This is a genomic window from Serratia sp. ASV30, from assembly GCF_016428815.1.
Lineage (GTDB): Bacteria > Pseudomonadota > Gammaproteobacteria > Enterobacterales > Enterobacteriaceae > Chania > Chania fonticola_C.
This window is the reverse complement of sequence record NZ_JAELTL010000033.1, coordinates 18,402-30,545: the sequence shown is the minus strand read 5'-3', so window position 1 is coordinate 30,545 and position 12,144 is coordinate 18,402. Positions and strand designations below refer to the sequence as shown.

General features: G+C 54.9%; 10 protein-coding genes. 6 read left to right on the top strand and 4 right to left on the bottom strand.

Annotated features, from left to right (window positions below):
- Nucleotides 1-84: 84 nt before the first annotated feature.
- Nucleotides 85-837 carry an SDR family NAD(P)-dependent oxidoreductase gene (locus tag JHD74_RS15500; RefSeq protein WP_199063027.1) on the bottom strand — a complete coding sequence of 251 codons (753 nt, stop codon included), beginning with the start codon at nt 835-837 and terminating at the stop codon, nt 85-87.
- Nucleotides 838-1,811: 974 nt separating this feature from the next.
- Between JHD74_RS15500 and JHD74_RS15495 the strand changes: the two genes are divergently transcribed.
- Nucleotides 1,812-2,573: an arylamine N-acetyltransferase gene (locus JHD74_RS15495; RefSeq protein WP_199063026.1), complete on the top strand. Its 762-nt coding sequence runs from the start codon at nt 1,812-1,814 to the stop codon at nt 2,571-2,573.
- On the opposite strand, the gene dusC is transcribed toward JHD74_RS15495, so the two are convergent.
- From dusC to rhlE, 3 genes are all read right to left on the bottom strand, one after another.
- Nucleotides 2,570-3,499, bottom strand: a complete 930-nt coding sequence (dusC, locus tag JHD74_RS15490; RefSeq protein ID WP_024527396.1) for a tRNA dihydrouridine(16) synthase DusC — start codon at nt 3,497-3,499, stop codon at nt 2,570-2,572. The genes JHD74_RS15495 and dusC overlap by 4 nt on opposite strands.
- A 74-nt stretch (nt 3,500-3,573) precedes the next feature.
- Nucleotides 3,574-4,533, bottom strand: a complete 960-nt coding sequence (locus tag JHD74_RS15485; RefSeq protein ID WP_199063025.1) for a D-2-hydroxyacid dehydrogenase family protein — start codon at nt 4,531-4,533, stop codon at nt 3,574-3,576.
- Between the two features lie 71 nt (nt 4,534-4,604).
- Nucleotides 4,605-5,978, bottom strand: a complete 1,374-nt coding sequence (gene rhlE, locus JHD74_RS15480; RefSeq protein WP_024530562.1) for an ATP-dependent RNA helicase RhlE — start codon at nt 5,976-5,978, stop codon at nt 4,605-4,607.
- Between the two features lie 323 nt (nt 5,979-6,301).
- Here rhlE and cecR point away from each other — a divergent pair, with 323 nt between their 5' ends.
- The 5 genes from cecR to JHD74_RS15455 are packed head-to-tail and all read left to right on the top strand — an operon-like array spanning nt 6,302 to nt 12,009.
- Nucleotides 6,302-7,000 carry a transcriptional regulator CecR gene (cecR, locus tag JHD74_RS15475; RefSeq protein WP_074027968.1) on the top strand — a complete coding sequence of 233 codons (699 nt, stop codon included), beginning with the start codon at nt 6,302-6,304 and terminating at the stop codon, nt 6,998-7,000.
- A 27-nt stretch (nt 7,001-7,027) separates the two neighbouring features.
- Nucleotides 7,028-8,014: a secretion protein HlyD gene (hlyD, locus tag JHD74_RS15470; protein ID WP_199063024.1), complete on the top strand. Its 987-nt coding sequence runs from the start codon at nt 7,028-7,030 to the stop codon at nt 8,012-8,014.
- 9 nt (nt 8,015-8,023) lie between these two features.
- Nucleotides 8,024-9,760, top strand: coding sequence for an ATP-binding cassette domain-containing protein (locus tag JHD74_RS15465; RefSeq protein ID WP_199063023.1), 1,737 nt, complete (start codon nt 8,024-8,026; stop codon nt 9,758-9,760).
- Complete coding sequence (locus JHD74_RS15460; protein WP_024530558.1) at nt 9,757-10,893, top strand: ABC transporter permease; 1,137 nt, start codon at nt 9,757-9,759, stop codon at nt 10,891-10,893. The genes JHD74_RS15465 and JHD74_RS15460 overlap by 4 nt, the downstream gene beginning before the upstream one ends.
- 9 nt (nt 10,894-10,902) lie before the next feature.
- Nucleotides 10,903-12,009, top strand: a complete 1,107-nt coding sequence (locus JHD74_RS15455) for an ABC transporter permease (protein ID WP_024530557.1) — start codon at nt 10,903-10,905, stop codon at nt 12,007-12,009.
- The last annotated feature ends 135 nt before the right edge of the window (nt 12,010-12,144 follow it).

The following is a 12,144-nucleotide window of genomic DNA, read 5'->3' as shown; positions in this document are numbered from 1 at the left end:
TGAAAATTATAGTTCACCTATAGCAAGTCAGAATGGGCTCTGTTAACGATTTCTTGCAAGGACGCAAGCCCGCCCACCAGCGGTTTACTGCGCCGTATAGCCGCCATCAATGCTGTAAAAAGCCCCGGTGGTGAAACTGCTGTCTGTAGAAAGCAAAAAAACCACCGTTTTCGCCACCTCCTCACGCGTAGCCATACGCCCCATCGGGTGGGAAGCGGCCATTTTTTCCCGCACCTGGGTGGGTAATCTGGCCATCGAAGGCGTATCGACATAGCCAGGCCCGACAGCGTTGATGCGTATCCCTTTATTGGCAAACTCTAGAGCTGCGGCCCGCGTCAAACCGATAATGCCGTGCTTGGCCGCGGTATAAGGCGCAATACCGGCAATGCCGACTATGCCATTGGCGGAAGAGAGGTTCACTACCGCGCCACCGCCTGCTGCCACAATAGCGGGCAACCCGTACTTCATCCCATAGAAAGTGCCGCTGAGATCGGTTTCAATCACCGCGAGCCAATCATCAATGGAATATTCATTCAGCGGCACATCGTGCGGCCCGGTAATACCGGCATTGTTGACCAGCAGATGCAATTGCCCGCCAAGGGCCAGCGTCCGCGCTACCGCACTGCGCACCGATTCAGGATCGCGAGCATCCATAACCAACGGAAATACCGATTTGCCTGTCGGATCGATACGTTGCGCCGTTGCTGCCAGCCTTGCGCGATTTCTGGCGGTGATCGCTACCTTCGCCCCTCGTTCGACCAACTCTTGAGCAATAGCTTCACCAATACCGGTGGAAGCACCGGTCACCAATGCCACTTTACCCGTAAAATCTTGCATAACGCCTCCCGATCGCTTTGAGTTAGGCGTTCAGGCTAAGGCTTGGGCATGACAGTTTCTGGCAGTGGCTATCCTCCAAAAATGCTGAAGCATCACCCCAATGGCAAAAGGATAAAACGAAAAAGCCCTGACAATATTTGCCAGGGCTTTTAGGTTACTGCATATTTAAAATTCAACATTAATCAACTTACTAACTGGGTACTACTTTCGATATTGCTTAAAATGTACTTGTTTATCACAGATAATATTGGGTATTAAAAAGCTAACTACATCCTCCCCTATACTGACTGATTTACAAATTTCGACTCACCTACCTCATAATAATTAGCCAAGGTAAAGCAAGCTAAACTGGTACATTCCCCCTCGCGATATAAACTATTGACGCATGGCTTTACTTTCATTGCAACAAACTTACAGGATAAAATTAACAAGTTGCAACATTAACACTTGAGAAACAGAGCCTTACATCATCGCGTATGGTACACACCCTGCGATCATCGGTACTGACTACGTGGCCTTAAAGCATTGTCCTTGAGTCCGAACTGGCTCCTCAACGACGACTTCCCCATACAACAGAACTTCGTGGCCTTTATCGCAATATCACTAAACAACTTATTAAAGATAACCTTTCAATCTGTTATTTAGCTAAGCAGCTAACTATCAATTTCCTGCTGCTGGATACTAATCTACGACTTTTTCAAACTATGTCAATACTGTTTTTAACAACATACGTTTATTGGCTAAATCGCTCATTTTAAACGGACTGAAATCGATACGCATTTGTCTTTCTGGTTAATTACAGACGGCTTTCACATGCTTGCAAGCTCGGTGGCCACGACCAGTCAGGAAGACGAGTGTAATGAATTTGCACAAGCGGCTCTACGCCAGCGATTTTCAGCACCGCACATATTGCTTCCCCGACGGCCACAATTCCCGCTAATTTATGCAAAATTTCCCGTATAGCGAGAATTCTGGTGGACATACCACGCTATCTGCAACACATCTGTTTCACAGGCACACCACAGGCCGATCTGCAAACGCTGCAACAGCTGCATCGCTGCCATATGCTGGCGGTGCCCTTCGAGAATTTAAGCATTATCTATCATCAGAGGATCGATCTTAGCGAGGGCGGGCTGTTCAGCAAAATCGTCGAGCATAATCGCGGGGGGTTTTGTTATGAATTGAACCGGATATTCGCCCTGCTGTTGCAGCAGATCGGCTTTAAGGTGGCGTTTATATCCGGGGAAGTCCACGCAAGAGATGGCTCTTTTGGCCCGCCGTTTGACCATATGGCGCTAATGGTGACCTTGGATCAGCCGTATCTGGTCGATGTAGGCTTTGGCGATTCTTTCCTCGCCCCGCTGAAAATCACCACTACCGAGCAACAACCACAGGCCAGCGGCACCTTTCATCTTGAGCAAGATGGCGAGTGGTATCATCTGGAGCGCCGCAACGGCGATCGGACCTCCCACGCCAAGACGCTGTATCGCTTTACCCTGCAACCCCGGCAGCCAGAAGAATTTAACGACATGTGCCACTATCACAGCACTTCGCCACAGTCGCACTTTACCCAAAAGCTGGTGTGCTCCCGCCCCACAGAAGATGGCCGCATCACCCTCAGCGAGTTAAAGCTGATCGTGACCCAAAACCATCACCGTAAGGAGTCGACGCTGCATTCAGAAGAAGAACGGCTGGAAGCGTTGCGGCACTATTTTGCCATTGAACTCAGTAGTTAGCGGCAAATCACCCGCGCAATATCCTTGGAGTTGTTTAACGTGCGGATCTCGGTAAACAGCTCCGTGGCTTCCTGATACTCTTTGCGCAAGTAACTGAGCCACTGTTTGATGCGGGCGACGTGGTATAAACCGGTATCGCCCTGCTTTTCCAGATGCACGTACTTTTGCAATAGCTGTACCACCTGCGGCCAAGGCATACGCGGTTCGTTATATTTCACCACCCGGCTCAGGTTGGGGATGTTCAACGCGCCACGCCCCAGCATTACCGCGTCGCAGCCGGTGGCCTGCATACACGCCTGCGCACTTTGATAGTCCCAGATTTCCCCGTTGGCGATCACCGGGATGCTCAAACGTTGGCGGATCTCACCGATCGCCTGCCAGTTGATGCGATCGGCTTTATAACCGTCCTCTTTGGTACGGCCATGGATGGTGATTTCGGTCGCGCCCGCTTGCTGCACCGCATCGGCAATTTCAAAGCTGCGGGAATCTGAATCCCAACCCAAGCGCACTTTTACCGTCACTGGCAGATGCGCTGGCACCGCAGCGCGCATCGCTTTGGCCCCCTGATAAATCAGTTCGGGATCTTTGAGCAAGGTGGCCCCGCCGCCGCTGCCGTTGACATGTTTGGACGGGCAACCGCAGTTCAGATCGACACCGTAAGAACCCAGTTCGACTGCTTGAGCGGCGTTTTCTGCCAGCCATTCGGGATACTGGCCAAGCAGTTGCACCCGCACCTGGGTGCCAGATGGCGTTTTGCTGGCATGGTGCAGTTCCGGGCACAGCCGGTAGAAGGATTTGGCCGGCAACCGTTGATCGACGACCCGCAGGAATTCGGTGATGCAGAGATCGTAATCGTTCACCTCGGTGAGCAATTCCCGCACCAGAGAGTCGAGTACCCCCTCCATTGGAGCCAATAATACGCGCATGCCTACCCCTGCAATCAAAGAGGGCGCAATGATACGGGCGAAAGGCGGTGCCAACAAGCCTCCCGCCGATAAAATTACCCCAGCTTACGCACCGGCTCACCGGCAATAAACGCCTGGATATCGGCAATCGCTTCCCGGAAATAGGTGCGGTAGTTATCATCCGCGACGTAACCCACATGCGGCGTAGCCAGCACGTTGGGCAAGCGGCGCAATGGGTGATCGGCGGGCAGTGGCTCTACTTCAAACACGTCCAGCCCGGCACCGGCGATATGCCCGGTTTGCAGCGCTTCAACCAAAGCTTGCTGATCGACAATCGCTGCGCGCGAGGTGTTAATCAGGAAGGCGCTGTTTTTCATCTGTGCCAACGCCTGGCGGTCGATCAGCCCACGGCTGCGATCGCTTAACACCAGATGCACCGAAACAAAGTCACTCGCTGCCAACAGCGCCTGTTTTGACCCGGCAAGTTGCACACCGAATTCCTGTGCCCTTTCAGCCGTCAGATTTTGGCTCCAGGCCACGACGTTCATGCCAAATGCCTGAGCCACCTTCGCCATCTGGCCGCCGATCTTGCCCAGCCCCAGTAGGCCTAACGTTTTGCCATGCAAGGTGATGCCAACATGTTGCTGCCAAGGTCCGTTGGCACGTAATCCGCTGCTTTCAGCCACCAGATGCTTGGCCAAACCGAGGATGAGCGCCCAGGTCAGTTCCATCGGCGCTTCAGAACCGCTGGCGGTGCCGCAAACGGTGACGCCTTGCCGGGTTGCCGCTGGCAAGTCGATCGAAGCGTTACGCATGCCTGAGGTGATCAGCAGTTGCAGTTTCGGCAAACGAGCAAGCAATGCGGCGGTGAACGGCGTGCGCTCTCGCATTATCACCACGATCTCGCAGTCTTTGATGCGGCTCACCAGTTGGTCTTCATCGTCAATATGCTCACGCAGGGAGAAAACCTCAACCTGCTCGCCAAGGACGGACCAATCCGCCATCTTCAGCGCTACACCTTGGTAATCATCAAGAATTGCACACTTCAATTTCATCTGGATCTCCTGAAACAGGCGAAAAAAAACCGCCAATAAATGGCGGTTCAGTATAGATCATCAATCGAGGATCACTCAGACGGTTTACGGCTATGCGGACGGCGCGATGGAGCACCTGAACGTGGTTTGCCTTCACCCTGTGGGCGAGCACTACCGCCGCCGCGATTTTCACGCTGACCGCCACCATTGCCACTACGCTGGCCGCCACCGTTACCGGTACGCGGAGCGCCGCCGCCGTTGCCACGTGGAGCACCACGGCCACCACCAGCCTGACGGCCATTGATGATCGGTTCGGCTTTGATGCTTGGGTCCGGCTCATAGCCTGGCAGGGCAATGCGTGGAATCTCACGCTTAAGCAGGCGCTCAATATCACGCAGCAGTTTGTGTTCATCCACACAGACCAACGAGATCGCCTCGCCGGTACGTTCGGCACGGCCGGTACGGCCAATGCGGTGGACGTAATCTTCCGGTACGTTTGGCAATTCGTAGTTCACTACGTGTGGCAACTGATCGATATCCAGGCCACGTGCAGCGATATCAGTAGCTACCAGCACGCGGATTTTGCCGTCTTTAAAGTCTGCCAATGCGCGGGTACGTGCGCCCTGGCTTTTGTTGCCGTGGATAGCCGCAGCGGTGATGCCATCTTTATTCAGCTGTTCGGCCAAATGGTTGGCACCGTGCTTGGTACGGTTAAATACCAGCACCTGCTTCCAGTCACCTTCGCCGATCATCTGGGAAAGCAGTTCACGCTTGCGCTTCTTATCGACAAAGTGAACGCTCTGTTCAATTTGCTCGGAAGCGGTGTTGCGGCGAGCCACTTCTACCGAGGCCGGGTTGGTCAGCAGTTTACTGGCCAGCCCTTTGATCTCATCGGAGAAGGTCGCAGAAAACAGCAGGTTCTGACGCTTGGCAGGCAGCTTGGACAGCACGCGGCGGATATCATGGATAAAGCCCATATCCAGCATGCGGTCGGCTTCGTCCAGCACCAGAATTTCAATTTTAGACAGATCAACCGCGTTCTGATGTTCCAGATCCAGCAGGCGACCCGGCGTTGCCACCAGGATATCGACGCCGCCGCGCAGCTTCATCATCTGCGGGTTGATGCTCACACCACCAAACACCACCAGCGAACGCAGGCGCAGGTGTTTGCTGTAAGCCTCAACGTTTTCACCGATTTGCGCAGCCAGTTCACGGGTTGGCGTCAGGATCAACGCGCGCACCGGGCGGCGGCCTTTGATTGGGTGATCGTGTTTGCTCAGCAACTGCAATAGCGGCAAGGTAAAACCAGCTGTTTTACCGGTACCGGTCTGGGCGCTGGCCATCAGGTCACGGCCTGCCAATACCACCGGGATTGCCTGGCGTTGAATTGGCGTAGGTTCGCGATAGCCCTGTTCTTCAACAGCGCGCAGAATTTCAGCACTTAAGCCGAGGGTTTCAAATGACATAGTAGAGAAAAACTCCAGATCCCCCCTAACCTAAACAAATGTTCGGTGCAGTTTCCGGGAGGATTATCAGACGGGGCATAAGGAAGTGCTCGCACTTTTTTGCGGCAGATCCTCGGCATGACCTCGAGGGATTGGCACAAACTGCAGTGCACCAAGCGCGAGAGTGTAGCAGAAATTGAACAAGAATAGGCAATTTTACGTGTTCACCGCACTTTTCGCCGAGCAAGCTCACGGAAAAGCAAAATGTTCTGGCCTGTGGTTTACATTTTAGCCCGCCCGGCCTAAAGTTAATCATATGATTGATTAACTTATTGGGTCAACCTATGTCCACTGCAGAAAATCCGCCGCTAAGCCCTCTCAAACGTGGTGAGCAAGCGCGCCAACAACTGCTCACCTCCGCGATTGAAGTGTTCGGCGAATATGGCCTTTCGGGCGCCACCACGCGGCAAATCGCCCAGCGTGCGGGGCAAAACATTGCCGCCATCACCTATTATTTCAACTCGAAAGAGGGGTTATATCTGGCGGTAGCACAATGGATTGCCGACTTTATCCAACAAAACTTCCGCCCACTGAGCGAAGAAATCGAACGTTTCTACCTGCTGCCCGCGGAGCAACGCCAGCCAGAACACTACCTATACCATCTCAAAAGCGGGTTGCTGGCCTTCAGCCAACTGATGACTCAACCCCACACGCTCAACCTGAGCAAGATCATGTCTCGCGAACAGCTTTCGCCAACGGATGCCTATCCGCTGATCCACCAGCAGGTGATAGCCCCGCTGCATCACGTACTTTGTCGCCTGTTAGCGGGCTACACCGGTATCGATGAGCGCTCCACCAAAATCGTCTTGCATACCCATGCGCTGATCGGTGAGGTACTGGCATTCCGCGTTGGCCGTGAAACCTTGCTACGACAGGCAGGCTGGCATCAGATCGCGGCAGAAGAAGCCCAGCAGATTAGCGAGGTGCTGGCCGAACATATCGACATTCTGGTTAACGGGCTACGCCAGCGTTATGCCGTCTAACTTTCCGTCTTGCAGTCAAGGAATATTATGAACAAGAAAAGAGTTGCCATTGTGGGTGTAGCGATCGTGCTGATCGCCGCTGCGACCTATGGTTTCTGGTCTTATCAACGCCAGCAGGACAAGCCTTTGATGCTGTATGGCAATGTGGATATCCGCACGGTAAACCTGGGCTTCCGCGTTAATGGCCGGTTGGCCTCGCTGGCGGTAGACGAAGGGGACAGCGTGCAACAGGGGCAGTTGCTGGGTAAACTGGACGATGCGCCTTACCAGAACGCGTTGCTACAGGCACAGGCCAACGTTGCCAGCGCCAAAGCCAAGCTGGATTTATTGCAGGCAGGCTACCGCAATGAGGAGATTGCCCAGGTGCGATCCGAAGTTGCGCAACGCCAGTCGGCCTTCAGCTATGCCGACAGCTTCTTCCAACGCCAGCAGGGGCTATGGGCGAAAAAGGCCACCTCAGCCGACGCCCTGGAAGATGCCCGCACCGCGCGTAATCAGGCGCAGGCAAATTTGCAGGCGTCGAAAGACAAACTGTCGCAATACCTGACCGGTAACCGCCCGCAGGAAATCGAAGAGGCCAATGCCAATCTGGCACTAGCCGAGGCGGCACTGGCGCAAGCCCAGTTGGATCTGCATGACACCACCCTGCTCTCTCCGTCCGTTGGTACGGTTATGACGCGAGCCGTGGAGCCAGGCACCATGCTCAGCGCTGGCAGCACAGTGTTTACCCTATCGTTGACCCGGCCGGTATGGGTTCGTGCCTACATCAATGAAACCAGCCTGGGTAGCGCTACGCCAGGTACCGAAGTTTTGATCGAGACCGACAGCCGCCCTGGCAAGCCTTATCACGGCAAGATCGGCTTTGTTTCCCCCACTGCGGAGTTCACCCCCAAAAGCGTAGAAACGCCGGATCTGCGTACCGACCTAGTCTACCGCTTGCGGATCATTGTCAACGATGCCGATGACGCCTTGCGTCAGGGGATGCCGGTAACCGTCCATTTCACAAAACCGTAAGGAACCGTGATGGCACAGGCACATACGATTGAACTGGTGGCGTTGGAAAAACGCTTTCCATCACTCGATAAACCGGCGGTGGCCAGCTTGACGACCACGTTGCGCAGTGGCGCGGTGACCGGACTGGTTGGCCCCGATGGCGCAGGCAAAACTACCCTGCTGCGCATGTTGGCAGGTTTGCTGCTCCCCAGCAGCGGCAAGCTGACCGTCGCGGGGTTGGATCCGATCGCACAAGATCGCCAGTTGCACGCCATTCTCGGTTACATGCCGCAAAAGTTCGGGCTGTATGAAGATCTGACGGTAATGGAAAATCTCACGCTGTATGCCGATCTGCGCGGAGTCACCGGCGATCTGCGTAAGCAAACCTTTGAGCGGTTGCTGACGTTTACCGATCTGACCCGCTTTACCGAACGGCTGGCGGGCAAGCTTTCCGGCGGGATGAAACAAAAGCTCGGGCTGGCCTGTACGCTGCTTGGCCAACCCCAGGTATTGCTGCTGGATGAGCCCGGCGTCGGCGTCGATCCCATTTCACGTCGTGAACTCTGGCGAATGGTGCATGAGCTGGCCAACGACGGCATGCTGATCCTGTGGAGTACCTCCTATCTTGACGAAGCTGAGCAGTGCCGCGAAGTGCTGCTGATGAACGAAGGCGAACTGCTATTTAGCGGTGCGCCACAGGATCTTACCCAGCGTATGGCTGGCCGTACCATCTTGATCGATACCCCAGCGGGTAGCCACCGGGCGCTGTTGCAACGGGCGATCTGTCTGCCTGCGGTTAGCGACGGTGTGATCCAGGGGAAATATCTGCGGTTGATCCTCAAACAGGGCGAAGATCATCAGCAAGTATTGCGGGATCTGGATCTACCTCAGGCCGAATTAACCGAGGCCGAACCGCGTTTTGAGGATGCGTTTATCGATCTGTTAGGCGGCGGCCCGAACAGTAAATCAGCCTTGGCCGAGATCATGCCCACGGTAACGGGAGACAGCTCGGAAACGGTGATCGAAGCGCAAGGGTTGACCAAAAAATTCGGCGACTTTGCGGCCACCGACCATGTGGATTTCAAAGTGCAGCGCGGCGAGATCTTTGGCCTGCTTGGCCCCAACGGCGCAGGTAAATCCACCACTTTCAAGATGATGTGTGGCCTGCTGGTGCCCAGCGATGGCAAAGCGCTGGTGCTCGGTATGGATCTAAAAACCAGCTCGGGCAAGGCGCGCCAGCACCTGGGCTATATGGCCCAGAAATTTTCGCTGTATGGCAACCTGACGGTGGCGCAGAACCTGAAGTTTTTCTCCGGCGTTTATGGGCTGAGTGGCAAGAGCCAGCGCGATAAAATTGACGAGATGTCTCGCGCCTTCAACTTCGCCCCGATCCTCAACCAAACGCCGGATTCGCTACCGCTCGGTTTCAAACAGCGATTGGCGCTGGCCTGCGCGCTGATGCATGAGCCAGACATTCTGTTTCTTGATGAGCCCACCTCGGGCGTCGATCCGCTGACCCGGCGCGAGTTCTGGCTGCACATCAACGGCATGGTGGATAAAGGCGTGACGGTGATGGTCACCACCCACTTTATGGATGAAGCGGAATACTGCGATCGCATCGGCCTGGTATATCGCGGCAAAATTATCGCCGCCGGTACACCAGACGATCTCAAACAGCAGATAGTCAGCGAGCAAAACCCCAACCCTTCGATGGAAGAGGCGTTTATCGAACTGGTGCAGGGCTACGATCGGGAGGAGACAACATGAGCAGCGACAACGGCTTTTCCTGGCGGCGACTGCGGGCGTTATGCCTGAAAGAAACCCGGCAGATCCTGCGTGATCCCAGCAGCGGGCTGATTGCTTTTGTCATTCCACTGATGCTGCTGTTTATCTTTGGCTACGGCATCAACCTGGATTCCAGCAAGCTGCGGCTGGGGATCCTGATGGAACAGCAAAGCGAAGAGGCACGAGATCTGGCCAATGCCTTTATCGGCTCGCCCTATATCGAACCCACCGTCAGCGATAATCGCCAGCAACTGATCCAGATGATGCAGGCTGGCAGTATCCGTGGCCTGGTGGTGATCCCTAATGATTTTGCCGAGCATCTGGCAAGACCCAACGACCGCGCTCCGTTGCAGGTGATTACCGATGGCAGCGAACCCAATACCGCCAACTTTGTGCAAGGCTATACCCAAGGGATCTGGCAAATCTGGCAGCAACAGCGCGCCACCGATCTGGGGCGTGATGACAAGCCGCTGATTGAAGTCCAGATGCGCTACTGGTTTAACCCGGCGGCCATCAGCCAGCACTTTATTATTCCAGGGGCCATCACCATTATCATGACGGTCATCGGTGCCATTCTTACCTCGTTGGTCATCGCCCGCGAATGGGAGCGTGGCACCATGGAGGCGCTGCTTTCCACCCAGGTCACGCGCAGCGAGCTGCTGCTGTCCAAACTGGTGCCGTACTATTTCCTGGGCATGATCGCCATGGTGCTGTGTATGGTGGTTTCGGTATTTGTACTCGGCGTGCCCTACCGTGGCTCCCTGCTGCTGTTGTTCGTGATCAGCAGCCTGTTCCTGGCCAGCACGCTCGGCATGGGGCTGTTAATCTCGACCATTACCCGCAACCAGTTTAACGCGGCAATGGTGGCCCTGAACGCCGCCTTTTTACCTTCAATTATGCTGTCTGGGTTTATCTTCCAGATCGACAGCATGCCCGCCGTGGTACGTGCGGTGACCTATATCATTCCGGCGCGCTACTTTGTCAGTACGCTGCAAACGCTGTTCCTGGCAGGCAACATCGGCACCGTGCTGGTGATTAACCTGCTGTTTTTGATCGCTTCGGCGGTGGTGTTTATCGGCCTGACGGCCTGGAAAACCCAGCGGCGGCTGGATTAAGGGGAAGCCATGTTTCACCGTCTCTGGACGTTGATCGTTAAAGAAATGCAGTCTCTACTGCGCGATCCGCAGACCCGCGCGATCCTGATTATGCCAGTGTTGTTGCAGGTGGTGCTGTTCCCGTTCGCCGCCACGCTGGAAGTCACCAACGCCACCATCGCGGTGTACAGTGAGGACAGCGGCCAGCACTCTATTGAGCTGACTCAACGCCTTGCCAAGGCCAAAGCCTTTTCTCACGTGCTGTTGTTGCGCAGCCCGCAGGAGATAAGAACCACTATTGATAATCAGAAAGCGCTGCTGCTGGTCCGCTTCCCGGCCAACTTCTCACGGGATATCGCCAGCGGTAATACCGCGCCGTTGCAGCTGATCCTCGATGGCCGTAACTCCAACAGCGCGCAGATCGCCGCCAACTATGTGCAGCAGATCGTCCAGGACTACCAGAATGAGCTGATTGGGCAGCGTACCAAGCCCAACAACAGCGAACTGGTGGTACGCAACTGGTATAACCCGAATCTGGATTACAAATGGTTCGTCGTGCCTTCGCTGATCGCGATGATCACCACCATCGGCGTGTTGATCGTTACCTCGCTTTCCGTCGCGCGTGAACGTGAGCAAGGCACGTTAGAGCAGTTGTTGGTTTCGCCTTTAACCACCTGGCAGATTTTTATCGGCAAAGCGGTACCGGCCCTGATCATTGCCACCTTCCAGGCTTCGATCGTGCTGTTTATCGGTATCTTTGCCTACCAGATCCCGTTTGCCGGTTCGTTGCTGCTGTTCTACGGCACCATGCTGGTTTACGGGTTGTCTTTGGTGGGCTTCGGGCTGCTGATTTCTTCGCTGTGCGCGACGCAGCAGCAGGCGTTTATCGGGGTGTTTGTGTTTATGATGCCGGCGATACTGCTTTCTGGCTATGTCTCGCCGGTGGAAAATATGCCGGTTTGGCTTCAGCATCTCACCTGGGCCAACCCTATCCGCCACTTCACCGATATCACCAAGCAGATCTACCTCAAGGATGCCGGTTTCAGCATCATCTGGCACAGCCTATGGCCACTGTTGGTGATTACCGCCACCACCGGTAGCGCAGCCTATGCCATGTTCCGGCGCAAGATTGCCTGAACGGATCCGCCGGTTCATCGATTGATGATGGTGGAAACGTAGCTAAGGCCGGGGAGTTAACCACTCTCCGGCTTTTAATATTCGCGTCTGGGGGATCGCGTTTTATTGGTGATCCAGCCCGTTTTATCCCTCACC